Here is a 25,257-nt window from a genome sequence, read left to right on the forward strand (position 1 = left end):
CCCGCGCCATGGCGATCGCGCAGGTGCTGCCCCGTTATTCGAGCCTGTTCGAGATATGCTCGGGAATTAATGGATTTGCAACTGTGGCGTGCATAGGCTGCAACTCGGGTCGACCTATGGCGGTTTTGCAATGCGGCCCCGGCAAAAGGAGAAACGCGTATGACTCGGGTGCAGCGTCTTAGCAAACGACTCTTCGATCTGTTCCTTGCGCTCGCGCTGCTTCCGTTTTTGCTGCCGCTCCTTGTGGTGGTCTTCGCCGCGGTCGCCCTGTGCCAGGGCCGACCCTGGTTCTACGTTCAGGAACGCATGAAGTCGCCGTCGCAACGGTTTCGGATGTGGAAATTTCGAACCATGGCGCCGGAGCCCAACGATCGCGGGGTCTCGGGCGGGCACAAGGCTGCGCGGATCACCCCGCTCGGGCGGGTTTTGCGCCATAGCAGAGCCGATGAATTGCCCCAGATCTGGAACATTTTACGCGGCGATATGAGTTTCGTCGGTCCTCGCCCGCCCTTGCCCGAGGTCGTGGCGCGCTTTCCCGCTCTCTACGCGCGGGTTCTGGCTGCCCCGCCCGGTGTCACGGGGCTCGCCACGCTGCGCTTCCACGCCCGGGAGGCGCGGATCATGTCTGACTGTGCCGATCCGGTGCAGGCCCAGTCCATGTATGATCGCCGCTGCGTTCCGGTGAAGGCGCGGCTCGACCTGATCTACCTCCGCCACGCCTCGCGCAGGCTCGATCTGCTGCTGATCTGGCAAACCCTGCGGGGAGCCTTCGCATGAGTGCGGCGCAATCCCAGACCGGCATGCTGGAGTGGCTGATCGCCCTGCCACGTTCACGCAAGGCGCTGATCCTTCTGGTTCTCGATGGCACGCTGGTGCTGCCGCTTATTGCGCTGACGGCCCAACTGTTTAGCCCGACGCATCCCGAGATCGGACACGCCCTCGGGATGAGCGCGCCGGGTCTTGTGCTCGCAGCGAGTTTCGTAAGCCATCTGAGCGGACTGACCCGCATTCGTCTGAAGTCCTTCGCGAGCGAGGGACTGGGCCGTGCAGCGCTGCTGTCGCTCAGTCTTGTCGTTGCAACCGGGCTCGGTCTGCGAATGACGACGGGGCATGTCGACTGGGCCCTGCCGGTCTTTTTTGGTCTGCTCTACTTTCTGGCTCAGCTCGGTCAGCGAACGCTGCTTTTGCGGCTCATGGCCCGGATCTATCGCCATTCCCGTGTCGTCTCGCGCGTCGCCATCTACGGCGCGAGCCCCTCGGGGATCGCCCTGTCCAATGCGCTCAGGGATCGCTCCGGCATTCTCACCTGCGCGTTTGTCGACGAGAGCCCCGCCTTGCGCGGTGCCCAGCTCGATGGTTTGCCAATCTTTTCGCCCGCAGAGGCCGAGCGGCTGCGGCGTGACTACAATATCGACCGGGTCATTCTGGCCGATCCCGCCCTTTCGAGGGCGCGCCGCGACGCGCTGTCGCGCAGGCTTGCGGCTGCAGGCTTGCAAACGGAATCCTTGCCCGCATTCACGCAGCTTATCGAAGATCGCGATCTTGCTGCACGGCTCGAGCCGGTTTCCGGCACGGCGCTTCTGCATCGCGCCGAGCTAGACGATACCGTCCAGCCTGTTCACAGCTACTACGCAGGCAAGACGGTTCTCGTCACGGGTGGCGGCGGTTCGATCGGGCGCGAACTTTGCCGTCAGGTTCTCGCAGCGGGCCCGGCCCGGCTGATCCTGCTCGAACTGTCGGAATCCGCACTTTATCACGCTGAGGCGGAGCTGAGAGGGTTGGCAGAAGAGGTCGGCGCAGTGCTGGTCCCGAAACTCGGATCGGCAGGCGATCCGTTGCTTCTGCGTGCGATCTTCGCGCAACATCGCGTCGATGTGGTCCTGCATGCGGCAGCTTATAAACATGTCCCCATCGTCGAGGCCAACCCAAGCGCAGGCCTGTCCAACAATGTCTTTGCGACAGCCTGTCTCGCCCGCGCGGTGCTGGAGGCCGATGTCGCCCGTTTCGTTTTGATTTCATCGGACAAGGCTGTTGCACCACGCTCTGTCATGGGGGCTTCGAAACGAATGGCCGAACTGGTTATTCAGGATCTCGCCTTGCGCGCGGACCGAACGAGTTTCGCGATTGTGCGCTTTGGAAATGTGCTGGGTTCGTCCGGCTCGGTGGTTCCGCTCTTTGAAGAGCAGATCCAGGCAGGCGGACCGCTCACGCTGACTGATCGTCGCGCCACACGTTATTTCATGACCATCGCCGAGGCGGCGCGGCTCGTTTTACTGTGCAGTACGTGGGACGACGGCTGCGGTGTCTATGCGCTCGATATGGGGCGTCCGATCCGAATGTTCGATCTGGCGCGCCAGATGATCGCGGCGCGAGGTCTGAGGCTTCGGGACGCATCGACGCCTGACGGCGAGATCGAGATCGTCGAAATCGGTCTTCGACCGGGAGAGAAGCTCCACGAGGCGCCGATGACGGGCCCGATGACGGCGCCGACTGCGCATCCAAAGATCGGGAGAATTCATCCCCCGTCTCTGTCAGAGCTCGGGATCGCGGCCCTTTTGCGGGATTTGCGCGAAGCGATCGAGGCGCCGGAGCCGTTCCGATTGGATCGCTTTCTGGCGCGTCTGCCCGAGGCCGCTATCCCTGAGCCGGACCCGAGCCCCGCCTTGGCGGACGAAGAATTCAGGATGTGCCCGGCGGAGTGAAGGGATCATCGGGATAGCCGACCCCGCAGAGATAGAGCCCCTGGGGCGGGCAGACCGGACCGCAAGCGGCGCGGTCACGTGCATCAAGCGCAGTGGCCACGCGCGCGGGTGACCAGGCGCCCGCGCCAACGCGCTCGAGCGTTCCGACGATCGAGCGGACTTGATTGTGTAGAAAACTCCGCGCGCGCAGGTGGAAGCGGTATTCGCGCCCATGCGGGATCGCGATCTCCTCGATCGAGATCTCGTCGAGCGTCTTCACCGGCGAGTTCGACTGGCACATGGTCGATCGGAAGGTGGTGAAGTCATGATGCCCGACAAGATGGGCCGCCCCTTCACGCATCGCTTCAAGGTCGAGCGCGTTCTGCACCCGCCAGACCAGGCCGCGATCATGGGTCATCGGCGCGCGGCGCTGCACAAGCCGAAAGCGGTAGCGCCGTTCCTGCGCGGAAAACCGGGCGTGAAAGTCATCCGCCACCCGCGCGCAGGCAAGGATTGAGACAGGATCGGGGCGCAGGTGATAGTTCAGTGCTTCTGACAGTCGGAACGGATCCCAGTCCTTTTCAAGATCGACATGGGCCACCTGCGCCGTCGCATGAACCCCTGCATCGGTCCGGCCTGCCGCGGCGATCGTGTGGGCGCCAGGTTCAAGACGCGCGAGCGCCGCCTCGATCGTACCCTGCACCGAGGGCTGATCGGCTTGCCTTTGCCAGCCGGCAAAGGGGCCTCCGTCATATTCGATCTTGAAAGCATATCTGGGCATGGGTGGGCCATAGCCCGAGCCCCGCCGCTTTCGCAATCCCCTGTTGCATCCGAACCCGCCTTGCCAGCCCCGCTGCGTGCGGCTACCGATGGCGGGTCGTGGATCACGGGACGAGACAGGATGAGCCTTTCGATCATGCTCGCGGTGCTGGGGGCGGCCTTCCTGCACGCGCTCTGGAATGCGCTGATCCGTCTGGGTGGCTCGAAGATCCGTGCCATGGTGATGCTTTCGCTGATGGAAGCGGTGGTGGGTCTCGTCGTCGCTTTGTCCCGCCCGATGCCGCATCTGGAGGCGATCTGGTGGATCCTTGGCGCGGGTGTCGTGCATTTCGGCTACAAGTTCTTCCTTGCCCATGCCTATGAGCAGGGGGATCTGAGCCGGGTCTATCCGATCGCGCGCGGTTCCGCGCCGATGATGGTCGCGATCGTCAGCGCGGCCCTCGCGATCGACGCGATTTCGGGCATCGAATATGCAGGCATTGCCGTTCTGGGCCTCGGGATTGCGCTGATGGCGCGCGGGGTTTTTACCGATGGCGAGAGCCGTCGCCTGCTGCCCTACGCGATGGGATCCGCACTCGCCACGGCCACCTACACACTTGTCGACGGCATCGGTGCGCGAGTTTCGGGCGAGCCGGTGGGGTATGTTGCCTGGGTCATGGTGCTGGGCGGGGTTTTCTTCGCGGCGGTGATGATCGCCCAACGCGGTTCGGCGATGCTGCGGGCGAGCGGGCGCGAATGGGGGATCGCGGGGGTTGGGGCTGCGGCCTCCTACGGGGCCTATGCGATCTCGATCTGGGCGATGACGCGCGCGCCGATCGCGCTGGTGGCGACGCTGCGCGAGACCTCGATCCTCTTCGCAGTACTGATCGGCTGGCTGGTCTTCGGAGAGAAAATGCGTACCAGCAAAGCGATCGCTGCGGGTCTCATCGTGGTCGGCGTTGTCCTGACCAGGGTCTGATCGCTCAGAACTGGGGACGTCCCTGCTCATCGCAGCCGCTTGGCATCGCTTGTTCGCCGGGCGCCCGCAACAGCAGATGGCCGGTGACGATTTGCAATGGCGTGAAGGGCGGCTCTTGGATCGTCGGCGCGATCTGGCGCAGTATATAGCAGCCGCCATAGAGCCGTTTGCTGCCGTCGCTTTGCGTCGAGCGCACTGTCACCGGCACGCGCGCGTAGATCGACCCGGCGGCGGCTTCCGAGGTGACGGTGCCAATCTCGACTGACACGTCGACTGTCTCGGCGTAGCCTTTGGCGAACACGCCGTAGTCGTCGATCTGATCGTGATGGGCGAAATAGCTCCAGGCGCGGGCGTATTGGTGCAGGGCAATCGCGTTGTAGAGAGACCGGACCAGATCTGCCGGGGTCGAGCGATTGTCGAGATAGGCCGGTTCGGCCACGGCGGCCTGGGCGGTCAGGGCGATTAAGAGCGGAGCGAAAAGGCGGCGCATCAGACCTCCTGTCTTGTGGTCACGGTCGCCCGCAACCGGCGAGCAAATCGCGCTCGGTGTCTCAGGCACGCTCGGGGATGATCTGCTGCGCGATGCCCACGAAAAGCAGGTAGAACGAGGTCACGACGAGCCCCCAATGCGCCCAGCTTGCCGGATCGAAATCGACCCACGCGGCCCAGCCCGCGAAGAAGGTCCACAAGAGCGCGATCGGCAGCGACAGGCCGCGCCAGCGCTGCGTGCGCACGGGATGGATGAATTTCAGCGGCAGGAACATCGCCACTGCCAGCGCGAGGACAACGATCAGGCTCGTCCAATAGCCCGGCTTGAGCGCGAAAAGGACGAGCACGAGCATGTTCCAGCATCCGGGGAAGCCCGAGAAGGAATTATCCTTCATTTTCATGCGCGTGTCAGAAAAATAGACGACGCTCGTATAGGTGATGGCGATGATCGCGAGCCAGCCTGTCCAGCCCGGCAGAAGCCCCGATTTGAACAGCGCGAAAGCCGGGATGAAGACATAGGTCAGATAGTCCACGATCAGATCCATCAGCACCCCGTCATAGACCGGCGCATTGGCTTTCACGTCGTAGCGGCGGGCCAGGGGGCCATCGATCCCGTCGACGAAGAAGGCCACGACCAGCCAGAGGAACATCATGCTCCATTGCCCGTCGGCGGCGGCCAGAAGTGCCAGCATCGAGAGCACCGCGCCGGTGGCGGTCAGAAGGTGAACGAAAAGGGCTTTGATGCGGATATCCATGCGCCCCTGATGACGCATTCGGGACGTAGGGGCAAGCAAAGCCTTCAGGCGCGCGGATGCGACCGGTCGTAGATCTCCATCAGCCGCGCCGCGTCGACGGCGGTGTAGATCTGGGTCGTGCCAAGGCTCGCATGGCCCAGCAATTCCTGGATTGCGCGCAGGTCGCCGCCGGCGGCCAGAAGATGGGTCGCGAAGCTGTGACGCATCGCGTGCGGCGTGGCGGTCGAGGGCAGCCCAAGCGACATGCGCGCGCGCTCCATCGCCTTCGAGATCATGCGTGGATTGAGCGCCTTGCCGCGCGCGCCGTAAAAGAGCGGCGCTCCCGGTTCTAACGGGTAGGGGCAGAGCCGCACATATTCCGCCACCGCCTCGCGCGCGGCGGGCACGACCGGCACCAGCCGCTCCTTGTCGCCCTTGCCGCGGATACGCAGCACCTCGGGCAGGGGATGGGCCTCCCCGGTCAGACCAAGCGCCTCCGAAATACGCAAGCCGCAGCCATAGAGCAGCGTGAGCACGGCCGCATCGCGGGCCGCGATCCACGGCTCCATCGCCTGCGTGTCGACCTGATCGATCATTTCGGCGGCGGCGCTCTCGCTGAGGGGGCGGGGCAGTTTGCGCTGATATTTCGGGCTGCGCGCCGAGAGGATGTGGCTGGCGTCGAACCCGTCGCGATCTGCGAGCCAGCGGATGAAACTCTTCACCGAGGAGAGCGCCCGGGCCAACGAGCGTGCCGAGAGGCCGCGCGTACGTTCATGGGCCATCCAGGCGCGCATTTCCGAAGGGCCGAGCGAAGCGATCCGCGCCGTTCCGAGGCTCTCGCCGTGATGGTGTTGCAAGAAGCCCAGAAATCCCGCGACATCGCGCTGATAGGCGGTGAGGGTGTGATCTGAAGCGTCGCGCAGCCCGCGCAGATGCGTGAGCCATTCGGCCAGTGCTGCCTGCAACCCTTCCGAGGGCGCCGCCATCACTCGAGCCAGCGGCGCATCGTGCGTTCGAACACGCCGGCGAAGAAAGCGAGAAGATCGGTGCCCTGCGAAGGTTTGAACTGGTGCGGGTCTTCGGCCCCCATCACCAGCATCCCGGGCAGTCGCCCCGGTCCCAGATCAAGCTGCATCAGCGCCTCGGAGCGGACCCAGTCTGCCGCCTCTCCATAGATCGCCTCGGACCCCGGAACGGTCTGGCGCAGCACGACGCCGCGCGGTTGCCCGCCGCGCCCGCCGCGCATGTATTCGGTGATGAAACCCGGTTCGGCGACGCAAAGCACCTCGCCGAGAACGCGCAGCGCAGGGTCGTCCTCGTTCTGGTGGCTTTCCAGCACGAGGCGCACCGCATCGACGCGAAGGATCTCGGCGACCTCGGTGGAGAGGTTCTTCAGGAAGCTCTCGAATTCATGCGGGTCGAGCATCTTGAGAACGGCGCGATGGATCTGGTTCGTACCGGCGAGGTTTTCATAGGCCGCCGCGATCACCGAACGATGGGTATCTTCGAGCCGGTCGAGCCTTGCCTCGAGCCGGGCCATGGCCGCGCCGCGCAGATCGACGATGTTGCTGCCCATCGCCGACTCGTTCGCGGCGATCAGCGCACGCATCAGGTCGCGATCTTCGAGAATCACATCGGGGTCGGAAATGATCTTGTCGCGGAGTTGCTCCACGAGGGCCGTCTCGGTCATGCCTGTCTCGTCGCTCGGATCGGTTGTCATTTTTCCAAAGCATACACGAAGAGCGCGCCCATGCAGTCGAAAAAATCCCCCGCGCTGGACGAAAAAGACCCGCCGGGGGGCGGGCCTTCATAGCTGTCTTCGCGTGGCGCGTGATCAGAGGATCTTCTGCCCGGTCGCTGCCCAGTCCTTGAGGAACTGGTCCAGACCCTTGTCGGTCAGCGGGTGGTTCGCCATCGCCTTGATCACGGCAGGCGGCGCGGTGATCACGTCGGCGCCGATGCGGGCGGCATCGGTGATGTGGTTGACCGAACGGATCGAGGCGGCGAGGATCTGCGTCGAGAAATCGTAATTGTCGTAGATCGCGCGGATGTCTTCGATCAGCTGCATCCCGTCGAGGTTGATGTCGTCGAGACGACCGATGAAGGGCGAGATGAAGGTCGCGCCCGCCTTCGCGGCGAGGATCGCCTGCGCGGCCGAGAAGCACAGCGTGACATTGACCATATGGCCTTCGGATGCGAAAGCCTTGCAGGCGGTCAGGCCATCCCAGGTCAGCGGAACCTTGATCGCGATATTGGGGGCGATCTTGGCAAGTTTCAGACCTTCTTCGATCATGTCCTTGGCTTCGGTCGCGACGACTTCGGCCGAGACCGGACCCGAGACCATCTCGCAGATCTCCTTGGTCACCTCGAGAATGTCGCGGCCCGATTTCAGGATCAGCGAGGGGTTGGTGGTCACGCCATCGACCATGCCCAGATCGTTGAGCTCGCGGATCGCGGCGGTGTCAGCGGTATCGACGAAGAATTTCATGGCAGCACTCCTTGGCGGCAGACGCGAGCCTGTTAGCGCAAATGCTGCCCGTGCGAAAGGGTCGATTGCCTGCCATTGCCGGCAGGCCCGAAAAGGGGCTCTGCCCCTCGGCCTGCGGCCTCACCCCGGGATATTTGGAGCAGTTGGAAGGCAAGGCGATGTCTGAGCCGGGCTGGTTCGCGGAAGGAAGCCGCGTGGCGGTTCTGACGGCCGAGCCGATCGGGCGTCCGCTGGATTACCGCGCCCCCGAGGGCGGCTGTCGCGAGGGTGCCTTCGTCGAGGTGCCGCTGGGGCCGCGCAAGGTGTTGGGCGTGGTCTGGGGGCCGGGTGAAGGCGGGTTCGACGCGGCCAAGCTGCGCTCGGTCACGCGGGTCTTCGACGTGGCACCGATGCGGGCTGAATTGCGTGAGTTTCTGGTGCGGATGGCGGATTACACGATGACGCCCTTGCCGCAGGTCTTGCGGCTGGCGACCCGCGCGCCGGGCTTGGGCGATCCGCCGGGGATGCGCAAGATCTACCGGCTCGGGGATCAGGAGCCGTCGCGGATGACCGATGCGCGGGTGCGGGTTCTGGACGTGCTGCACGAACATGGCGGGGCGGGGTTCCACCTGGGCGAGTTGGCGCATCTGGCCGGGGTGACGACGCAGGTGGTGAAGGGGCTGGTGAAGACCGGCGCGCTGATCGAGGCCGAAGTTCCGCGCGATCTGCCCTTCCCGCTGCTCGATCCGGATCTGCCGGGCAAGAAGTTGTCGAAGGCGCAGGCCTCTGCGGCGGAGGCTTTGCGCGCGGGCTGCGGGCGGTATTCGACGACACTCCTGAAAGGGGTGACGGGCTCGGGCAAGACCGAGGTTTATCTGGAAGCAGTGGCGGAATGTCTGCGCAAGGGCCGTCAGGCCTTGGTGCTTTTGCCCGAGATCGCGCTGAGTTCGGAATTCCTTTCGCGGGTCGAGGCGAGGTTCGGCGCGTTGCCCGGCGAGTGGCATTCCGGGGTGACGCAATCTGAGCGGCGACGGTTGTGGAAGGCCTGCGGGGCGGGCGAGGTGCAGCTGGTCGTAGGTGCGCGTTCGGCGCTGTTCCTGCCTTTCCGCGATCTGGGGCTGATCGTGGTCGATGAGGAGCATGACAGTTCTTACAAGCAGGAAGAGGGGGTTCTCTATAATGCCCGCGACATGGCTGTGCTGCGCGCCTCGGGCTGTTCGGCGCAGGTGGTGCTGGCCTCGGCCACGCCAAGCCTCGAGACCTGGGCCAATGCGGAGGCCGGGAAATACAAGCGCCTCGATCTCGGCGCGCGGTTCGGCACGGCGGAGCTGCCCGAGATGGCCGCGATCGACATGCGCGACGAGGCGATCGAGAGCGCGCATTGGATCGGGCCGAGCCTCGTGAAAGAGGTGGTGTCGCGGATCGCGCTTGGCCAGCAGGCGATGCTGTTTCTCAACCGCCGCGGCTATGCGCCGGTCACGATCTGCCGCGCCTGCGGGCATCAGATCGGCTGCGATCATTGCGATGCGCGGATGGTGGAGCATCGGTTCCTCAAGCGGCTCGTCTGCCATCAATGCGGCGAGACGAAACCGATCCCGACCAAATGCCCGAGCTGTGAGGTGGAGGGCAAACTTGCGCCGGTCGGGCCGGGGGTGGAGCGGTTGGCCGAAGAGGTCGCGGAGCGCTTTCCCGATGCGCGGGTTGCGGTGCTGTCCTCGGATCTCTTCGGCTCGGCCCGTGCGCTGAAGGAGAAGATCGCCGAGATCGCGGAAGGGGAGGCCGATATCATCATCGGCACGCAGATCGTGGCGAAAGGGCACAACTTTCCGCGCCTGACGCTGGTTGGGGTGATTGATGCTGATCTCGGGCTGCAAGGCTCGGACCTGCGCGCGGCGGAAAAGACCTTCCAGCTGATGCGGCAGGTGGCGGGGCGTGCGGGGCGGGCCGAGGAGAAGGGCGTGGCGCTGTTGCAGACCTATCAGCCCGAGCACCCGGTGATCCGCGCGATCCTCGGTGGTGACGAGGAAGCCTTTTGGGCGCAGGAGGCCACCGCGCGGCAGGCGCAGGGCGTGCCGCCTTACGGCCGGATGGCGGGGATCATCCTGTCGGGGCCGGATCTGCAGCCGCTCTTCGAGATCGGCAATCATCTTGCGCGCAACGACGCCGCGTTGCGCCGGATCGGGGCGCAGGTCTTCGGGCCCGCGCCCGCCCCGATCGCGCGCGTGCGCGGGCGGCATCGGGTGCGAATGTTGGTGAAGGCCGAAAAGGGCGCGCCGCTGCAGGCGGCACTCAAGGGCTGGTTGAAAGGGCTGAAACTGCCGCCCAATGCGCGGCTCGCCGTGGATATCGACCCGCAGAGTTTCCTCTAGATCAGCTGCTCATAGGCGGCGGTGGCGATCTTGCGCAGCGCGTCGCGGCTGATATCGCCGACGAGCGCATAGCCGAACGGGCCATCGACCCACCAGAAGCCGCTTTCGCGGCCTTCGTCGAAGAAGCGGAAGGCGGTGTCGTCCTCGCCTTGCGCGCGCTGCGTTACGTAGAGGGTGATGCGCTGTCCGAGGTCGTTTTCATACATGAATTGCGCCGCCGTGCCGGGTTCGCCGGGCAGGACGCGCCCGCCCATCAACCTGAAGCCCAGCGTGGCGAAATCGGGGGCGTGGATCGGGTGGCCGAGCCGTTTCGAGACCCAGGAGGTCAGATGCGCCGCGTCGCTTGCGGGGACTTCGACCGGGTGGACGACCTCGGTGACATAGGTGCGATAGGCCGTGGTCGCGGCCTGCGCGAGCGAGGTGCCGGGCTGCGGCGCGGCCGGGCCATGCGCGAACCACCCACCTGCGGCGCCAACTGCCAGAAGGGCGACGGCGGCCGCGATCCGAGAGAGGCCGAAAGTCCACGCCGGAGACGGCGCGGCGGTGTTGCGCGCTTCGGCGATCACCGCGCTAAGCCGTTCGGGCACGGGCTCCGAGGCCGGGTCGCCGAAGGCTTGCGTCAGGGCCGCATCCTGAGCCGCCCAATCGGCGAGCCGGGCACGCGCCTCGGGGTCGCCTGCCAGCCGGGCCTCGACGCGTGCACGCGCCGCCGCATCCAACGCGCCAGCGTGATAGGCCAGAAGCTCTTCGTCGCTCATCTCAGGATGCCTTTCGTCTTGCCCGCGCGCCCGGTCATTTCGCGCAATGTCTCACGTGCGCGTGCGAGGCGCGACATCAATGTGCCCTTCGGAATTTCGAGCGCCAGCGCCGCCTCGTCGAAGCTGAACCCTTCGAGCGCCACGAGCAGGAGCGCGCGGCGCTGGTCCTCGGGCAGGCGCGCCATCGCGGCGCGCACCTCGCTCAGCGCCATATGATCCTCTTGCGCAGCGGGCTGGCCGGGCTCGGGGTAGAGATCCTCGACCGGAACCAGATGTCCGGGGCGGGGCGCGCGGCGTTGCAGGTCGCGCAACCGGTTGAGCAGGATTCGGAACAGCCAGGCGCGTAGCGGTCCTTCGCCGCGCCAGTCGCGGCGTCGGGCCACCGCGCGCTCCAGGCAATCCTGGACGAGATCGTCAGCCGCGTCGGCATCGCGCAGCAACGCACGCGCATATCGACGCAGAGCGGGGATTTCGGCTTCGATCTCGTCCAGAACCGGCATGGTGTCCTCGCGTCAGGGCCGCGCGAGGTGCCACACACCGTTGACGCCATCGCCTGTCAGATCGCCCGGTTTCGCGTCCTTGAACCACGCATAGAGCGGTTTGCCCTTGTAGCTCCATTGCAGCGTGCCGTCATCACGGGCGATGATCGCGTAGTCGCCCGTGGGCTTGTCACCCGTCGAGGCGGCGAGCGGCGGCCATTTGGTGGCGCAGTCGCCATTGCAGGCCGAGCGGCTGTTGGCGTCCTTGTCGAAGATATAGAGGGTCATCCCGGCGTCATCGGTCAGAATGTTGCCCTTGCCGCTTGCGGCGGTCATCGTCGGGGCGGCCATGGCCAATGCTGCGGGCAGGCTCAGCGCGAATGCGAGCGGCAGGGTCAGCGAACGGAAAGTCATTTCTTGGCTCCTTGTCGGTGATGCGTATCGGGCCCGTTCTTGTGGGACCCGATAGCAATGACGCGACAGGGGCAGGAATAATCCCGTCTTTGCAGAAAAAAGTTTCAGCAGGCCTCGGCGGGGGTCATCGCGCGCTGGTCGAGCAGGAAATCGGTGAGCATCGCGCCGATCCACATGCAAAAGAGCGCCAGCCACGCCGTGCCCGCCAGAACCGAGGTGCCCGTCACGCCGTTGCCGATCGCGCAGCCGCCCGCGAGCATCGCGCCGAAGCCCATCAGCACCGCGCCGATCATCGAACGCCGCATCACCGGCACGGAATCGAAGGCCTGCCAGGCGAACTGGCGCGCGGCGAGCGAGCTGAGAAAGGCACCAAGCACCACGCCGGGCACGAGGCCGACATCGAATTCCAGCACCGCGCCGCGATCGAGGAAGAACAGAAGCGTGTTGGCCGAGGGGCCCGAGAAGGTGACCGAATTGACCGGGACCGGCTCAAAGGCGACCTGGCTCAGCGTGAAGGTCAGAACCCAGCCCACGGCCACGGCAAATCCGACACCCGAGGCAAAGATCCAGGTCTTCACCCCGATCTGGTTGCGCGCGGCGAGATACATGCCCGCGATGGCGAAGACGATGCCCACGGCAAGCCCCGTCCAGTCGGGCAGGTGCAGCGCGGCGAGGATATTCACGTTCTCCGCCCCGGTGATCCAGAGGCTCGCGAGCTTGTCACGCACGGGCGCGAGAATCCCCTTGAGGCTCATCGTGGCGGTCACGGCAAAGATCAGCCCCGAGACGACAGAGCGCAGATTGCCCGTCGCCGCCAGCACCAGCAGACGGCCCGAACAGCCGCGCGAGAGTACCATGCCCACGCCGAAGAGAAGCCCTCCGATGATCGCGCCCGACCACGAGCCCGGCACCGACATCACCCGGCTGTCAGCTTGACGGAACAGGCCCATAAGCTGCGCCGATTGCACCCAGACGAGCGCGGTCGAGAAGGTCAGGAACCAGACCGCGACCTTGCCGCCGAGCTTGCCGCGGGCGAATTCCACAGTCGCCGCACGCAGGCAGAAATTCGAGCGTTGCGCCGCGACCCCGAAAATCAGCCCGGTGATCAGGCCGAAAACAGCGGCCGTCGGCCCTTCGCCAATCCGTTCTACAAGCTCGATGATGTCCATGGCAGATCTCCCGTTCGCGGGCGGTTTTTGACAGATTCCACAGAAATGCACATTGATCTGTATCAGAATGCACCTATGCGTCCTTGCCCGAGCGTAAGGCTTCGCGTCTAAGGTGCGCATGATCAAACTGCGCGACGTCCATCTCGACGAGGCCCACACCCTGCCGCGCTGGCGCAGGCCCGAGGCCCTTCTCTACGTCATGGCGGCGGCGATGCCGATTTCCTTCGCGACATGGTCGGCGCTGCTCAATAACTTCGTCATCGACGTGGTGAATTTCGACGGGGTCGATATCGGCTGGCTGCAGAGTTTCCGCGAAGTGCCGGGCTTCCTTGCGATCGGGGTGATCGTGGTGCTCTGGGTGATGCGCGAGCAGACGCTGGCGATCCTGTCGCTGCTGCTGCTGGGCGCGGCGACGGCGGTGACCGCGCTGTTCCCGAGTTTTGCCGGGCTGATCATCGTGACGCTGCTCTCCTCGATCGGGTTTCACTATTTCCAGGCGGTAAACCAGTCGCTCCAGCTGCAATGGATCGACAAGTCGGAGGCGCCGCAGACGCTGGGACGGATCGTGGCGATCGGTTCGGGCGCGTCGCTGGCGGCCTATGCGCTGTTGGTGCTGACCTGGAAGACCTTCAACCTCAGCTACGAATTCGTCTATGCGGCGGCGGGGCTGACGACGATGGTGATGATCGGGGCCGCGGCGCTGATCTATCCGCAATTCCACACCCGCGAACCGCAATCGAAGAAATTCGTGCTGCGCAAGCGCTACTGGCTCTATTACGCGATCACCTTCATGGCGGGGGCGCGGCGGCAGATCTTCGTCGTCTTCGCGGCCTTCATGATGGTCGAGCGGTTTGGCCTGCGGGTCGATGAGATCTCGGCGCTGTTCCTGATCAATTTCGCGGTCAATATGGCCGCCGCCCCTGCGATGGGTCGGTTCGTCGGGCGCTTCGGAGAGCGCCGCGCGCTGGTCTTCGAATATACCGGCCTGACGCTGCTCTTCCTCGCCTATGGCGGGATCTACTGGTTCGGCTGGGGGCTGTGGCTGGCCGCCGCGCTTTACGTGATCGACCACCTGCTGTTCGCGCTGGCCTTCGCGCAGAAGACCTATTTCCAGAAGATCTGCGATCCGCAGGATATCGCGCCGACCGCCGCCGTGGCCTTCACGATCAACCATATCGCCGCCGTGTTCCTGCCCGCGACGCTGGGCTATCTCTGGATGGTCTCGCCCGGCGCGGTGTTCGGGCTGGCAGCCGGGATGGCCGTGGTCTCGCTGGGGCTCGCGCTTCTGGTGCCGCGTCACCCCTCGAAAGGCTACGAGACGGTCTTGCAAGGTCTCGGCCCGGTGCCTGCCTGATCTGGAAATCCCCGCGCGCCCGGCCTATCTGAAAGGGGCGCGAATAGGGAGATCCGCCATGCTGTTTGGAAAACCTGCCACTATCCCCTCGAAATCCGAAGCACTGCCCGGCCGCCCCGAGGCGATGCCTCTTGCCGAGCCGCATTTCCTCTGGGGCCGCGACCTGCGCGCGCCCGTGCCCGAGGGCATGGAAGAGGCGATGTTCGGCATGGGCTGTTTCTGGGGCGTCGAGCGGATCTTCTGGAACACCGAGGGCGTCTGGCTGAGCATGGTCGGCTATGCGGGCGGTCACACGCCAAACCCCACCTATCGCGAGGTCTGCACCGGCATGACCGGCCATAACGAGGTGGTGCGCGTGATCTATGACCCCGCCAAGGTTTCGTATGACGACCTGCTGCGGGTGTTCTGGGAAAACCACGACCCCACGCAAGGAATGCGCCAGGGCAATGATCGCGGCACGCAATATCGCTCGGGCATCTACACCTACACCCCCGCACAGGCCGAAGCGGCCGAGGCCTCGCGCGCGGCCTATGCCGAGCGCCTTTCGCAGGCTGGCTATGGCGCGATCACCACCGAGATCATCGACGCCCCGCCCTTCTACTATGCCGAGGATTACCACCAGCAATATCTGGAGAAGAACCCCGCCGGTTATTGTGGCATTGGCGGAACCGGCGTGAGCTGCCCGATCGGGCTCAAGGCCTGATCCCTTCTTCTTGACCCAAATATCCCGGGGGGTGAGGCGGGATTTGCAGCCTTCCAGTGCAAGGACGCCCCGCCGAATGCCCGGAGCGCAAGCGAAGGGCCCGCAGGAGCGGGGCAGTGCCCCTCCCGCGCTTGACGCGTCTCGCCTGCGGCCCTAATCCCGGCGCAACCCATCCCGAGGAGCGCGCCCATGACCACCTTCACCGCCTTCACCACGCTGGCCAGTCGCGACGCGGCCGAGGCGCTGTCGCAGCGGCTCGAGGATCTGGATCCCGGCCCCTACGGCACCGGCGTGTTCGAGATCGAGGACGGATCGGGGCGCTACGAGGTGTCGGGTTATTTCCTCGAGGAACCCGATGGGGTCGCACTTGACCTGCTGGCGATCGCCCATGGCGCACAACCCTTCGCGGTCTCGGAACTGCCCGAAACCGATTGGGTCGCCCATGTTCGGCGTGAGCTCGCTCCGGTGCAGGCGGGTCGCTTCTTCCTCTATGGCAGCCACGATGCAGACAAGGTGCCCGCCGATGCGGTGGCTCTGCGCATCGATGCGGCGATGGCCTTCGGAACCGGCCATCACGGCACCACGTCAGGCTGCCTGAGTGCCCTCGATCAACTCGCCACCGAAGGCCATGCATTCCACAAGGTCGCCGATATCGGGTGCGGCACGGCGGTGCTTGCGATGGCGGCAGCAAAGCTCTGGCCGGAGCCGGTTCTGGCCTCCGATATCGACCCGGTCGCGGTCGAGACGGCGGCGGCCAATGTTGCGCTCAATGATCTTGAGGGGCGTGTGATCTGCCTCGAGGCGGCCGGGTTCAACCACCCGCAGCTCGAACAGGCGGCGCCCTATGATCTGATTTTTGCCAATATCCTCAAAGGCCCGCTTGTTTCGCTCGCCCCCGATATGGCCCGTCACTGTGCCGAATCGGGCTTCGTGATCCTGAGCGGTTTGCTCAACGAGCAGGCCGATGAAGTGATCGCCGCCTATGAAACCCAAGGCTTTGTTCTCCATTCGCGCAAGGAGTTCGGCGATTGGACGACATTGGTGATGCGGCGGGGATAATCTGCCACAAATTCGCTCAGATTGCGGTAAGTTTCGTTTTACCCTGTTCTCATAGGCTCCGGTCTGTCGGGGCTTGATTAGTCAGTGAGAACAGCGATGCGCGATCCACAGTTCAACGAGTTTGAAAAACGCCTGCACCGGATCGACCAGATCCATCAGGCCGGTGGCGCTTTCGAAGCCAGTGGCTCGCTCGGGCGCAGCTATTTTGATTCTGTTCGCCCCAAGGCCCGCCGTACCATTCCTCTGCGCGGCATCGCGCTGCTTCTGGCCGGGGTGCTCCTCTTCAAGGGACTGATGCTGGCAGAGGTCGGGCAGGAGGATTACACCGCGCGCGTCACGAGTCTCGCCGAAGGCTCGGTCTTCGAGCAGATCGGCGCCTGGGTGATGCATGCGGATCCGGCGACGCAGATGATCGCCCGGATGATCTGGCCGCTGTTGCACTGATCGGCATCACCGGAACATGAAAAAGGGCCGCGCCGTTGCCGGTGCAGCCCTTTTCGCATCGCCAGAAGGCGGTTCAGCGCATATGCGCCACATCGAACCGCGTCAGGCCGATATCGTCCAGCGCACGGTCGGAGAGTTTCGACAGCGCCTTGCGGGTCACGCGGGCATCGTTCCAGTCATGGAGCGCGGCGATCACCGAGGAGATGAAGCCCAGACGCACATTGCGCGACATGCGGGCGTTGATATCGATCGAGGACATGGGGAGGTTCCTTCGTTCACAAACTGCTCAAGTTTCGGTCATTTCACTTTCTGAACCGCAGATATGATGGGCGGTTTGTGAAAACAATCGCAGTTTCGACAGCCCCGCCATGCAGGAATCGCATGAGCTCGGCGGCCACTGCACGCATGCCTCTGGCCGATGTTCACTTTTCGTGCTAATCGTGGAACAACGAAAACAAAGCGGGGCACGAGCTGGATGCGGGTGATCGGGATCGATCCGGGATTGCGCAACCTCGGATGGGGCGTGATCGAGATGGAGGGCTCGCGGCTGCGCCACGTCGCGAACGGCATCCTCCATTCCGAAGGCAAGGATTTGGCACGTCGCCTGCTTGTGCTGCATGAGGGGCTGACGGCGGTGATCGCCACCCACGCGCCTCAGGCTGCCGCTGTCGAACAGACCTTCGTCAACAAGGACGCCGTGGCAACGCTGAAGCTGGGTCAAGCGCGCGGCATAGCGCTGCTTGCGCCCGCGCAGGCGGGGCTCGAGGTCGGTGAATATGCCCCGAACGCGATCAAGAAAACGGTCGTGGGTGTCGGTCACGCCGACAAGGTCCAGGTGCAGCACATGGTACGCCACCAGCTTCCCGGCGTGACATTCGAAGGCCCGGACGCGGCCGACGCGCTCGCCATCGCGATCTGCCACGCCTTCCACCTGCAATCGGCGGCCCGCATGAACGCGGCGCAACTCTCGCGCGCAGCTCTCGGCACCTCGCAACGGAGGCGCGCATGATCGGTCGCATCGCAGGCATCATCATTCACCGTGCGCTCGATCACGTCATGATCGACGTGCGTGGCGTGGGCTATATCGTCCATGTCAGCCAGCGCACCGCGCAATCGCTGCCGCCCGTGGGCGAGGCCTGCGCGCTCTATACCGACCTTCTGGTGCGCGAGGACCTGTTGCAGCTCTTCGGCTTCCCGACGCTCTTGGAAAAGGAATGGCACCGGCTGCTGACCTCCGTGCAGGGGATCGGCGCGAAAGCCTCGCTCGCGATCCTCGGCACGCTCGGCGCAGAAGGTCTGGGCCGCGCGATCGCGCTGGGCGACTGGTCTGCGGTGAAATCTGCGCCCGGCGTCGGCCCGAAACTCGCGCAGCGCGTGGTGATGGAGCTGAAAGAGAAAGCTCCCACGGTGATGGCGATGGGCGCAGAGCTGACCGTAGATGCTGCTCCCGACGTGATCGAGGACGCTCCTGCGAGAAAGCCTGCCAGGAAACCTGCGCCCGCTGTCCAACCGAAGGTGAATTTCACCGCCGAGGCAATCTCGGCGCTGACCAATCTCGGCTATGCGCCTTCGGATGCGGCAGGCGCCGTGGCTCAGGCCAGCGACGACCCGGAGGTCACAGATACCGCGAAACTCATCCGGGCGGCCCTGCGGCTTCTGGCTCCAAAGGATTGACCCCTTCTTCTTGATCTAAATATCTCGGGGGTGCAGGGGGCAGAGCCCCCGCTTGCCCCGCCTCTCCAAAGGCGCGACAGTAGATGATGATGAGCGAACCCGACCCAACCCTGCGGCCCGAGCGCCTGCCCGAAGATGCCGACCGCGCCCTGCGTCCGCAGGCTCTGGAGGAATTCGTCGGTCAGGCCGAAGCCCGTGCCAACCTGCGTGTCTTCATCGAAAGCGCGAAGATGCGTGGGCAGGCGATGGATCACACGCTATTCCATGGCCCCCCCGGTCTGGGCAAGACGACGCTCGCTCAGATCATGGCGCGCGAGCTGGGCGTGAATTTCAAGATGACCTCGGGCCCGGTTCTGGCCAAGGCGGGCGATCTGGCCGCGATCCTGACGAACCTCGAAGCGCGTGACGTGCTCTTCATCGACGAGATCCACCGGATGAACCCGGCCGTCGAAGAGGTGCTCTATCCCGCGATGGAGGATTTCGAGCTCGATCTGGTGATTGGCGAAGGCCCGGCCGCGCGCACCGTGCGCATCGAGCTGCAGCCCTTCACGCTGGTCGGCGCGACCACGCGGCTCGGCCTGCTGACCACGCCTCTGCGCGACCGGTTCGGTATTCCGACCCGGCTGCAATTCTACACTGAGGACGAGCTCGATCTGATCGTCTCGCGCGGCGCGCGGCTGCTGGGTATTCCCGCCGATCCTGCGGGCACGCGCGAGATCGCCAAGCGCGCCCGTGGCACTCCGCGCATCGCGGGACGCCTGCTGCGCCGGGTCGTCGATTTCGCACTGGTCGAGGGCGACGGACGGCTCACCCGCGAGATCGCGGACCGGGCGCTGACACGGCTCGGTGTCGACAATCTGGGTCTCGATGGGGCCGACCGGCGTTACATGATGCTGATGGCCGAGCATTACGGCGGCGGCCCGGTGGGGGTGGAGACGCTTTCGGCCGCGCTATCCGAGGCGCGCGACGCGATCGAAGAAGTCATCGAGCCTTACCTGCTGCAACAGGGTCTGATCAGCCGCACGCCGCGCGGCCGGATGCTCGGGGCGCGCGCCTGGCGGCATCTGGGGCTGGAAGCGCCGTGTCCCGCCGCGCCGCAGACGGACCTCTTCGGCGACGGGTGAGGCAAGCTGTCCGCTTGATCGCCGCGCCCGCCCGGCCTATCTGCGCCTCATGAGCACCCCCTTGGCCCGCATCGACATTTCCGAAGACGAGATCGACCGCGTCGTGACCCGGTTCTACGAACGGGTGCGCGGTCATTCGATGCTCGGACCCGTTTTCGCGGCGCATGTCGAGGACTGGCCGGAACACGAGGCGAAGGTCGCGCGGTTCTGGAAGAACGCGATCCTGCGCAAGCCGGGCTATGACGGCTCGCCGATGCAGGTCCATCGCGCGGCGGGCAATGTGCGCCCGGGGATGTTCTCGACCTGGCTTGCGGAATTCGACAAGGTGCTGCGCGCGGAGCTTTCGCCCGCGCAGGCCGAGGGCTGGTCGGCGCTGGCGCACCGGATCGGGATGAGCCTGCGCCAAGGCGTGGTCGAACGCGAGACTTTTTCGGGTGGAATTCCGAAGCTGAAGTGACCCGCGCGCAGGCGCGCAAGCTCAAGTGAGAGGGGGCTCTGCCCCCGCGCTGACGCGCCCCCCGAGATATTTTGATCAAGAAGAAGGGTTAGTCGTCTTTCTTGCCGAAGACGCCCGTCAGCGAGCGTCCGATCAGGTTCGTCACGCGCGGCTTTTGCAGCTTGCGGAAGGGCATGGGGCGGCAGACTTCGAGGGCCGCGATACCGACGCGCGCGGTCAGCGCGCCGTTGATGACGCCTTCGCCGAAGCGGCGCGAGAGTTTCGAGACGAGATGGCCGCCGGTGACGGTCTCGATCAGGTCGTCGCCCGCCGCGACCGCGCCGGTGGCAACGAGATGGGTCATCACGGTTCGGGCCAGCCGGATCGAGCCCAGAGAGCCCGCACGCCCGCCATAGATTTCCGCGATGCGCCGGATCATCCGCAGGTTCGCGGTAAGCGCGGTGAAGACATCCGCGAGCGCCAGCGGGACGATCGCGGTGACCGTGGCGACGGTGCGTGCGGCGGCCTCGATCTCCAGCCGGGCGGCAGCGTCGAGCGGGGCCATCAGCTCGGCCTCGGCCAGCCCCATCAGCGTCTCGGTGTCGAGCACTTCGTCGGAGCGCTCAGCCAGCCGCTTGCGTGCCCAGTCCATCTCGGGGCGGGCGGCGTAGAGGCCGGAGACATGGGTGACAACCTTGCGGGCGCGGCTGAGGTCGTCGGTGGTCAGCGCCTCGGAGACTTCCTTATGAACCTTGTCGAGCCGCGCCAGTCGCGAGAAGGCGGCGATCTCGCGCGCGGCGATCAGCAGCGCGGCCAGCGCGAAGGCCGCGACAAGCCCGGTGCCGATCCAGCCGAGGATCGGGTGGGTGGCGAAGAGCCCGTCGATGAAACGCCAGAGCGCGACCGAAATCAGGAAGCCCACCAGCGCCACCGTCGCGCGCCAGAAGAAGCGCACGATGGGGGAGGTTCGGCGCGCGCCGAGCCGGGTCGCGATCTGCATGGCGCGGCCTTCGAGGCGCTCTTCGCCCAAGGGCGCATCTTCGATCGGCGCGGCCTCGGCGGGCGAGGGTGCGTCCTCGATCTCGATCATCACCGGTTTTCTCATAGCTTGTCCCCGATCAGGAAATCGGCCGCGCGGTCGAGCCGGATATGCGGCGGGCCTTCGCCCGGTTTGAGGATCACCGGAGCGGGGGCGAAATTCATGATCGCATAATCCTCGTCGAGCCAGTTCGCGGCGCCCTGGGCGGCGGGCGAGAGAAGCTGCGCCGGATCGGCGGGCAATTCGCCGGGATAGAGCGCCACGGATTTGCCGCCCTCAAGCCGACCGCGCACGGCCTGGAGCTCGGCCCCGTCATGGGTGATGACCTCTTCGGTCGTGGTGCGCAGCGCGGCGATGGAAAGCGCCAGCGTCTTGGCGCCCGCGAAATCGGCGCGGTCCTTGGCCTCGCGCAAAAGCGCCCCGGTGATCGCGGTGAGGCGGGCATGTTGCGTGTGGTGCAGATGGTCGGCCTTAGTGGCAGCGAAGAGGATCTTCTCGACCCGTTTGCCGCCCAGAAGCGAGGTCAGCCACCCGGCGCGACCGGGGCGGAAGGCCGCCAGAATATCGGCCATCGACTGGCGCAGATCATCAAGGGCTGCGGGGCCGGCATGGATCGCGCCCAGCACATCGACCAGCACCACCTGCCGGTCGATCTTGGCGAAATGGTCGCGGAAGAAGGGTTTGACCACCTCGCGCTTATAGGCGTCGTAGCGGCGTTCCATCTCGCGGCGCAGCGAGCCGCGAGGGGCCGCGCCTTCGGGCAGCGGCGCGAAGGTCAGGGCGGGTGATCCCGCCATCTCTCCGGGCAGCAGGAAGCGGCCCGGGGTGCAGTCGGAAAAGCCTGCCTTCCGTGCCTCGACCAGATAGTCGGTGAAACCGGCGGCGAGCGCCTTGGCCAGCGGCTCGGTGAACTCGGCCGCGCCATCCGCCGCCCCGGCCTGCGCCAGATAGCCCGCGCCTTGCGGGCGGTTCGGCAGGCGGGCCAGCACCTCGGCCGACCACTCGGCATAGCTTTTGTCCATCAGCCCCAGATCGAGCAGCCATTCGCCGGGGTAATCGACGATGTCGAGATGCACGACGCGCGGGCCACGCACGGCGCCCAGCATGCCGCGCGGCTGGATACGGAAGGAGAGCCTCAGTTCCGAGACCGCGCGCGTCCCCTCGGGCCAATGCGGCGACGGGCCGGTCAGCGCGGCGAGGTGGCTTTCATAGTCGAAACGCGGCACGGTATCGTCGGGCTGCGGCTGCAGGAAGGCCGCCGTGATATCCGAGGCCGCCCCCAGCGCGGGCATACGCCCCCGGTCGAGCAGGTTCGCAACCAGCGAGGTGATGAACACCGTCTTGCCCGCGCGCGACAGCCCCGTCACGCCGAGCCGGATCACCGGTTCGAACAGCGCCTCGGAAACCGAATGGCCGATGCCCTCGATCCCGCGCGTGATCCCGTCCGCAATGTCGGAAATGCCCAAAGGATGCCTCTCTCGCTCTCGTTGCAGTCAAGATAAGCGGCGGAGGGCACTAATAAAAGAGAGGGCGGGATTGTGCCCCGCCCTCTGCCTGTTCCACCTCAGACCGCGAGGCAGATATATTTCATCTCGAGGTAATCCTCGATCCCGTGATGGCTGCCCTCGCGACCCAGCCCCGATTGCTTGACCCCGCCGAAGGGTGCGACCTCGGTCGAGATGATGCCGGTATTCACCCCGACGATCCCGTATTCGAGCCCTTCCTGCACGCGTGTGATGCGGCCGATATCGCGGGCGTAGAAATAGCTCGCGAGGCCGAAGATCGTGGCGTTGGCCTTCTCGATGGCTTCCTCCTCGGTCTCGAACTTGAAGAGCGGCGCCACGGGGCCGAAGGTTTCCTCATGCGAGACCTTGGCGTCCTGCGTCACCCCGGTCAGCACGGTCGGCTTGAAGAACGTGCCGCCCATCTCGTGCCGTTCGCCGCCGGTGACGACCGCGCCGCCCCGGTCGAGCACGTCCTTGATATGCTCCTGCACCTTCTCGACGGCCTCTTCGTTGATGAGCGGCCCGGCCTCTGTGCCCTCGTCGAGACCGTCGCCCACTTTCAGCGCCTCGACCGCCTTGGCGAGTTTTTCGGCGAAAGCGTCATAGACCCCGGCCTGCACATAGATCCGGTTCGCGCAGACGCAGGTCTGCCCGTTATTGCGGAATTTCGAGGCCATCGCGCCCTGCACGGCAGCGTCGAGATCGGCGTCGTCAAAGACGATGAAGGGCGCGTTGCCGCCCAGCTCCATCGAGCATTTCATCACCTGATCGGCGGCCTGACGCAGCAGGATGCGGCCGACCTCGGTCGAGCCGGTGAAGGTCAGCTTGCGCACGGTATGGTTCTCGCAAAACTCCTTGCCGATATCGGAAGCCTTGCCCGAGGTGATCACCGACAGGATCCCCTTCGGCAGACCCGCGCGCTCGCCCAGCACCGCCATCGCGAGCGCAGAGAGCGGGGTTTCGGAGGCCGGACGACAGACGAAACCGCAGCCCACGGCCAGCGCCGGGCCCGCCTTGCGCGCGATCATCGCGTTGGGGAAATTCCACGGCGTGATCGAGGCCGCGACCCCGATCGGCTGCTTGATGACGGTGATCCGCTTGTCGCGCTGATGGCCCGGGATGGTCTCGCCATAGACGCGCTTGGCCTCTTCGCCGAACCACTCGATGAAGCCCGCGCCATAGGCGATCTCGCCCTTCGCCTCGGCCAGGGGCTTTCCCATCTCGGCGGTCAGGATCGCGCCGAGGTCGTCCTGGTTCTCCATCATCAGGTCATACCATTTGCGCAGCACGGCGGCGCGTTCCTTGCCGGTGCGCGCGGCCCAGTCCTTCATCGCGACGCGAGCGGCCTCGATGGCGCGGGCGGTCTCGGCGCGGCCCAGATCGGGGACGGTGCAGATCACGTCGCCCCGCGCAGGGTTGGTGACCTCGAAGGTGGTGCCGTCATCGGCATCGACCCATTCGCCCGCGACGAAGGCTTTGGTCGCGAGCAGCGAGGGGTCCTTGAGGATGGATTTGAGATCAGTCTTGTCGTCAAGCATGGTGTCCTCCCGAAGGTATTGGTGTCTCACCGGGTCAATGCCCCGGCGGCGACTGTGTTCCGTAACGGCTCTGCCAGCAAGGTTGCAGATCGCCGGATTTGGGCCTGGCCTCATAGATGGCGCGCGCGATCGCCCGGGCCAGCACGCAGGCAGCGGCATGGCCCAGCTGGAACGGATCGCGGATTGGATCGGTAAGTGGCTTTTCCCCCGTCGCGGCGGCAAAGACGAGATCCCCGTCGAGCAGCGTATGCGAGGGCACGATGGCGCGGGCCATCCCGTCATGGGCCGCCACCGCCAAGCGCTGCGCCTGCGCCTGGGTCAGCGTGGCGTCGGTCGCAACGATCGCGATGGTCGTGGCCTCGCCCTGTCGCTTCATCGGTTCGGGTTCAAACCCGAGCGCATAGCTCCGCGCAGCTCCTAGACCGCCGAATTCGCAGCCCATTTCCCAAGGCGCAGCCCAGAAGCGTCCGTCTTCGCCCACCGTCACCGCGCCAAGCGCATTCACCACCACCATGGCGCCGACCGTGAACCCGCTCTCCAGAACCGCCGAGGCGGAGCCAAGCCCGCCCTTCAGCGTCCCGGTCATCGCGCCATAGCCCGCGCCAGCGGTGCCGATCTCGAAATCCTCCGCCGCCCGCTCCAGCGCCGCACGGCCCAACCCGGGATAGGGATTGTCGCGCCAATCCTTCGCCCCGCCATTGAGCAGATCGAAGACGATCGCGCCGGGCACGATCGGCACGCGCTGGTCGCCCACCGCAAAGCCGCGCCCCTGATCGCGCAGCCCCGCCATCACCCCGTCGCAAGACGCCAGCCCGAAGGCCGACCCGCCCGAGAGCACGAGCGCATCGACCTCCTGAACCAGCTTGTCGGGCGCCAGAAGGTCGCTCTCGCGCGTGCCGGGCGCGCCGCCCATGACCTGCACAGCGGCCGTGAAGGGGCGTTCGCCGATCAGCACGCTCACGCCTGAGCGTAAGGCCTCATCCTGCGCATTACCCACGCGCAGCCCTGCGATATCGGTGATCAGGTTGCGTGTTCCGGCCCTCATTTCCAACTGCTCCCAATATCCCGGGGGTGAGGGCGAAG

Annotated in this window: 27 protein-coding genes; 12 read left to right on the forward strand and 15 right to left on the reverse strand. The window is 65.5% G+C overall.

The window, feature by feature from the left end; translation table 11 throughout:
* Positions 1-159 precede the first annotated feature (159 nt).
* Complete coding sequence (locus tag TP2_RS09840; RefSeq protein ID WP_038076751.1) at positions 160-777, forward strand: sugar transferase; 618 nt, start codon at positions 160-162, stop codon at positions 775-777.
* Positions 774-2,702 carry a polysaccharide biosynthesis protein gene (locus TP2_RS09845; RefSeq protein WP_051692449.1) on the forward strand — a complete coding sequence of 643 codons (1,929 nt, stop codon included), beginning with the start codon at positions 774-776 and terminating at the stop codon, positions 2,700-2,702. The genes TP2_RS09840 and TP2_RS09845 overlap by 4 nt, the downstream gene beginning before the upstream one ends.
* Here TP2_RS09845 and truA read toward each other — a convergent pair.
* Complete coding sequence (truA, locus tag TP2_RS09850) at positions 2,680-3,462, reverse strand: tRNA pseudouridine(38-40) synthase TruA (protein ID WP_038076752.1); 783 nt, start codon at positions 3,460-3,462, stop codon at positions 2,680-2,682. The two genes, TP2_RS09845 and truA, sit on opposite strands and share 23 nt — an antisense overlap.
* 120 nt (positions 3,463-3,582) lie before the next feature.
* Here truA and TP2_RS09855 point away from each other — a divergent pair, with 120 nt between their 5' ends.
* On the forward strand, positions 3,583-4,419 hold the full coding sequence (locus TP2_RS09855) for a DMT family transporter (protein WP_038076754.1): 837 nt from the start codon (positions 3,583-3,585) through the stop codon (positions 4,417-4,419).
* A gap of 4 nt (positions 4,420-4,423) precedes the next feature.
* On the opposite strand, the gene TP2_RS09860 is transcribed toward TP2_RS09855, so the two are convergent.
* The 5 genes from TP2_RS09860 to fsa form a co-directional block, all read right to left on the reverse strand.
* Positions 4,424-4,909, reverse strand: a complete 486-nt coding sequence (locus tag TP2_RS09860; protein ID WP_038076756.1) for a hypothetical protein — start codon at positions 4,907-4,909, stop codon at positions 4,424-4,426.
* Positions 4,910-4,970: 61 nt separating this feature from the next.
* Positions 4,971-5,663 carry a CDP-alcohol phosphatidyltransferase family protein gene (locus TP2_RS09865; protein ID WP_038077626.1) on the reverse strand — a complete coding sequence of 231 codons (693 nt, stop codon included), beginning with the start codon at positions 5,661-5,663 and terminating at the stop codon, positions 4,971-4,973.
* 44 nt (positions 5,664-5,707) lie between these two features.
* Positions 5,708-6,628, reverse strand: coding sequence for a tyrosine recombinase XerC (locus tag TP2_RS09870; protein ID WP_038076762.1), 921 nt, complete (start codon positions 6,626-6,628; stop codon positions 5,708-5,710).
* A complete protein-coding gene (locus TP2_RS09875; RefSeq protein WP_038076764.1) occupies positions 6,628-7,332 on the reverse strand; it encodes a DUF484 family protein in 705 nt (234 codons plus the stop codon). The genes TP2_RS09870 and TP2_RS09875 overlap by 1 nt, the downstream gene beginning before the upstream one ends.
* Positions 7,333-7,476: 144 nt before the next feature.
* Positions 7,477-8,130, reverse strand: coding sequence for a fructose-6-phosphate aldolase (gene fsa, locus TP2_RS09880; RefSeq protein ID WP_038076767.1), 654 nt, complete (start codon positions 8,128-8,130; stop codon positions 7,477-7,479).
* A gap of 158 nt (positions 8,131-8,288) precedes the next feature.
* Between fsa and TP2_RS09885 the strand changes: the two genes are divergently transcribed.
* Positions 8,289-10,478 (forward strand): primosomal protein N', encoded by a 2,190-nt coding sequence (locus tag TP2_RS09885; RefSeq protein WP_038076769.1) that lies wholly within the window; start codon positions 8,289-8,291, stop codon positions 10,476-10,478.
* On the opposite strand, the gene TP2_RS09890 is transcribed toward TP2_RS09885, so the two are convergent.
* The 4 genes from TP2_RS09890 to TP2_RS09905 all read right to left on the reverse strand — a co-directional run bounded on the left by TP2_RS09890 (position 10,475) and on the right by TP2_RS09905 (position 13,298).
* Positions 10,475-11,236 carry an anti-sigma factor family protein gene (locus tag TP2_RS09890; protein WP_038076773.1) on the reverse strand — a complete coding sequence of 254 codons (762 nt, stop codon included), beginning with the start codon at positions 11,234-11,236 and terminating at the stop codon, positions 10,475-10,477. The genes TP2_RS09885 and TP2_RS09890 overlap by 4 nt on opposite strands.
* Positions 11,233-11,736 (reverse strand): sigma-70 family RNA polymerase sigma factor, encoded by a 504-nt coding sequence (locus tag TP2_RS09895; protein WP_038076775.1) that lies wholly within the window; start codon positions 11,734-11,736, stop codon positions 11,233-11,235. Before TP2_RS09895 ends, TP2_RS09890 begins: the two co-directional genes overlap by 4 nt.
* A 12-nt stretch (positions 11,737-11,748) precedes the next feature.
* Positions 11,749-12,129, reverse strand: coding sequence for a COG4315 family predicted lipoprotein (locus TP2_RS09900; RefSeq protein ID WP_038076778.1), 381 nt, complete (start codon positions 12,127-12,129; stop codon positions 11,749-11,751).
* Positions 12,130-12,233: 104 nt separating this feature from the next.
* Positions 12,234-13,298: a YeeE/YedE family protein gene (locus TP2_RS09905; protein ID WP_038076784.1), complete on the reverse strand. Its 1,065-nt coding sequence runs from the start codon at positions 13,296-13,298 to the stop codon at positions 12,234-12,236.
* Between the two features lie 118 nt (positions 13,299-13,416).
* Here TP2_RS09905 and TP2_RS09910 point away from each other — a divergent pair, with 118 nt between their 5' ends.
* The 4 genes from TP2_RS09910 to TP2_RS09925 all read left to right on the forward strand — a co-directional run bounded on the left by TP2_RS09910 (position 13,417) and on the right by TP2_RS09925 (position 16,858).
* Positions 13,417-14,652, forward strand: a complete 1,236-nt coding sequence (locus tag TP2_RS09910) for an MFS transporter (protein ID WP_038076785.1) — start codon at positions 13,417-13,419, stop codon at positions 14,650-14,652.
* A 58-nt stretch (positions 14,653-14,710) separates the two neighbouring features.
* Positions 14,711-15,355, forward strand: a complete 645-nt coding sequence (msrA, locus tag TP2_RS09915; protein ID WP_038076787.1) for a peptide-methionine (S)-S-oxide reductase MsrA — start codon at positions 14,711-14,713, stop codon at positions 15,353-15,355.
* A gap of 189 nt (positions 15,356-15,544) precedes the next feature.
* On the forward strand, positions 15,545-16,414 hold the full coding sequence (locus TP2_RS09920) for a 50S ribosomal protein L11 methyltransferase (protein ID WP_038076790.1): 870 nt from the start codon (positions 15,545-15,547) through the stop codon (positions 16,412-16,414).
* 96 nt (positions 16,415-16,510) lie between these two features.
* Positions 16,511-16,858 carry a hypothetical protein gene (locus tag TP2_RS09925; RefSeq protein WP_038076793.1) on the forward strand — a complete coding sequence of 116 codons (348 nt, stop codon included), beginning with the start codon at positions 16,511-16,513 and terminating at the stop codon, positions 16,856-16,858.
* A 73-nt stretch (positions 16,859-16,931) separates the two neighbouring features.
* Here the strand turns inward: TP2_RS09925 and TP2_RS09930 are convergent, their stop codons facing one another.
* Positions 16,932-17,117 carry a DUF1127 domain-containing protein gene (locus tag TP2_RS09930; protein WP_038076796.1) on the reverse strand — a complete coding sequence of 62 codons (186 nt, stop codon included), beginning with the start codon at positions 17,115-17,117 and terminating at the stop codon, positions 16,932-16,934.
* Between the two features lie 216 nt (positions 17,118-17,333).
* On the opposite strand from TP2_RS09930, the gene ruvC reads away from it, so the two are divergent.
* The 4 genes from ruvC to TP2_RS09950 all read left to right on the forward strand — a co-directional run bounded on the left by ruvC (position 17,334) and on the right by TP2_RS09950 (position 20,113).
* Positions 17,334-17,867, forward strand: coding sequence for a crossover junction endodeoxyribonuclease RuvC (gene ruvC / locus TP2_RS09935; protein ID WP_038076798.1), 534 nt, complete (start codon positions 17,334-17,336; stop codon positions 17,865-17,867).
* On the forward strand, positions 17,864-18,532 hold the full coding sequence (ruvA, locus tag TP2_RS09940; RefSeq protein ID WP_038076801.1) for a Holliday junction branch migration protein RuvA: 669 nt from the start codon (positions 17,864-17,866) through the stop codon (positions 18,530-18,532). The genes ruvC and ruvA overlap by 4 nt, the downstream gene beginning before the upstream one ends.
* An 89-nt stretch (positions 18,533-18,621) precedes the next feature.
* Complete coding sequence (gene ruvB, locus TP2_RS09945; RefSeq protein WP_038077629.1) at positions 18,622-19,656, forward strand: Holliday junction branch migration DNA helicase RuvB; 1,035 nt, start codon at positions 18,622-18,624, stop codon at positions 19,654-19,656.
* 49 nt (positions 19,657-19,705) lie between these two features.
* The gene (locus TP2_RS09950; RefSeq protein WP_038076803.1) at positions 19,706-20,113 is read left to right on the forward strand and encodes a group III truncated hemoglobin; all 408 of its coding nucleotides are present in this window, start codon (positions 19,706-19,708) and stop codon (positions 20,111-20,113) included.
* An 88-nt stretch (positions 20,114-20,201) separates the two neighbouring features.
* Here TP2_RS09950 and TP2_RS09955 read toward each other — a convergent pair whose 3' ends face one another.
* The 4 genes from TP2_RS09955 to TP2_RS09970 form a co-directional block, all read right to left on the reverse strand.
* On the reverse strand, positions 20,202-21,197 hold the full coding sequence (locus TP2_RS09955) for a YcjF family protein (protein ID WP_038076806.1): 996 nt from the start codon (positions 21,195-21,197) through the stop codon (positions 20,202-20,204).
* Positions 21,194-22,597: a YcjX family GTP-binding protein gene (locus tag TP2_RS09960; protein WP_051692451.1), complete on the reverse strand. Its 1,404-nt coding sequence runs from the start codon at positions 22,595-22,597 to the stop codon at positions 21,194-21,196. Before TP2_RS09960 ends, TP2_RS09955 begins: the two co-directional genes overlap by 4 nt.
* Before the next feature lie 98 nt (positions 22,598-22,695).
* Positions 22,696-24,174, reverse strand: coding sequence for an NAD-dependent succinate-semialdehyde dehydrogenase (locus tag TP2_RS09965; RefSeq protein ID WP_038076809.1), 1,479 nt, complete (start codon positions 24,172-24,174; stop codon positions 22,696-22,698).
* Between the two features lie 34 nt (positions 24,175-24,208).
* Entirely contained in the window at positions 24,209-25,219 is a 1,011-nt protein-coding gene (locus TP2_RS09970) for a P1 family peptidase (protein WP_038076814.1), read from the reverse strand.
* Positions 25,220-25,257: the final 38 nt, after the last annotated feature.

It is taken from the genome of Thioclava pacifica DSM 10166 (assembly GCF_000714535.1).
In the GTDB taxonomy this organism is placed as follows: domain Bacteria; phylum Pseudomonadota; class Alphaproteobacteria; order Rhodobacterales; family Rhodobacteraceae; genus Thioclava; species Thioclava pacifica.

Bases quoted from the DNA above. Each gene is read 5' to 3' on its own strand.
- TP2_RS09840 (WP_038076751.1), top strand. From the start codon at position 160: ATGACTCGGGTGCAGCGTCTTAGCAAACGACTCTTCGATCTGTTCCTT.
- TP2_RS09845 (WP_051692449.1), top strand. From the start codon at position 774: ATGAGTGCGGCGCAATCCCAGACCGGCATGCTGGAGTGGCTGATCGCC.
- truA (WP_038076752.1), bottom strand. From the start codon at position 3,462: ATGCCCAGATATGCTTTCAAGATCGAATATGACGGAGGCCCCTTTGCC.
- TP2_RS09855 (WP_038076754.1), top strand. From the start codon at position 3,583: ATGAGCCTTTCGATCATGCTCGCGGTGCTGGGGGCGGCCTTCCTGCAC.
- TP2_RS09860 (WP_038076756.1), bottom strand. From the start codon at position 4,909: ATGCGCCGCCTTTTCGCTCCGCTCTTAATCGCCCTGACCGCCCAGGCC.
- TP2_RS09865 (WP_038077626.1), bottom strand. From the start codon at position 5,663: ATGGATATCCGCATCAAAGCCCTTTTCGTTCACCTTCTGACCGCCACC.
- TP2_RS09870 (WP_038076762.1), bottom strand. From the start codon at position 6,628: ATGGCGGCGCCCTCGGAAGGGTTGCAGGCAGCACTGGCCGAATGGCTC.
- TP2_RS09875 (WP_038076764.1), bottom strand. From the start codon at position 7,332: ATGACCGAGACGGCCCTCGTGGAGCAACTCCGCGACAAGATCATTTCC.
- fsa (WP_038076767.1), bottom strand. From the start codon at position 8,130: ATGAAATTCTTCGTCGATACCGCTGACACCGCCGCGATCCGCGAGCTC.
- TP2_RS09885 (WP_038076769.1), top strand. From the start codon at position 8,289: ATGTCTGAGCCGGGCTGGTTCGCGGAAGGAAGCCGCGTGGCGGTTCTG.
- TP2_RS09890 (WP_038076773.1), bottom strand. From the start codon at position 11,236: ATGAGCGACGAAGAGCTTCTGGCCTATCACGCTGGCGCGTTGGATGCG.
- TP2_RS09895 (WP_038076775.1), bottom strand. From the start codon at position 11,736: ATGCCGGTTCTGGACGAGATCGAAGCCGAAATCCCCGCTCTGCGTCGA.
- TP2_RS09900 (WP_038076778.1), bottom strand. From the start codon at position 12,129: ATGACTTTCCGTTCGCTGACCCTGCCGCTCGCATTCGCGCTGAGCCTG.
- TP2_RS09905 (WP_038076784.1), bottom strand. From the start codon at position 13,298: ATGGACATCATCGAGCTTGTAGAACGGATTGGCGAAGGGCCGACGGCC.
- TP2_RS09910 (WP_038076785.1), top strand. From the start codon at position 13,417: ATGATCAAACTGCGCGACGTCCATCTCGACGAGGCCCACACCCTGCCG.
- msrA (WP_038076787.1), top strand. From the start codon at position 14,711: ATGCTGTTTGGAAAACCTGCCACTATCCCCTCGAAATCCGAAGCACTG.
- TP2_RS09920 (WP_038076790.1), top strand. From the start codon at position 15,545: ATGACCACCTTCACCGCCTTCACCACGCTGGCCAGTCGCGACGCGGCC.
- TP2_RS09925 (WP_038076793.1), top strand. From the start codon at position 16,511: ATGCGCGATCCACAGTTCAACGAGTTTGAAAAACGCCTGCACCGGATC.
- TP2_RS09930 (WP_038076796.1), bottom strand. From the start codon at position 17,117: ATGTCCTCGATCGATATCAACGCCCGCATGTCGCGCAATGTGCGTCTG.
- ruvC (WP_038076798.1), top strand. From the start codon at position 17,334: ATGCGGGTGATCGGGATCGATCCGGGATTGCGCAACCTCGGATGGGGC.
- ruvA (WP_038076801.1), top strand. From the start codon at position 17,864: ATGATCGGTCGCATCGCAGGCATCATCATTCACCGTGCGCTCGATCAC.
- ruvB (WP_038077629.1), top strand. From the start codon at position 18,622: ATGAGCGAACCCGACCCAACCCTGCGGCCCGAGCGCCTGCCCGAAGAT.
- TP2_RS09950 (WP_038076803.1), top strand. From the start codon at position 19,706: ATGAGCACCCCCTTGGCCCGCATCGACATTTCCGAAGACGAGATCGAC.
- TP2_RS09955 (WP_038076806.1), bottom strand. From the start codon at position 21,197: ATGAGAAAACCGGTGATGATCGAGATCGAGGACGCACCCTCGCCCGCC.
- TP2_RS09965 (WP_038076809.1), bottom strand. From the start codon at position 24,174: ATGCTTGACGACAAGACTGATCTCAAATCCATCCTCAAGGACCCCTCG.
- TP2_RS09970 (WP_038076814.1), bottom strand. From the start codon at position 25,219: ATGAGGGCCGGAACACGCAACCTGATCACCGATATCGCAGGGCTGCGC.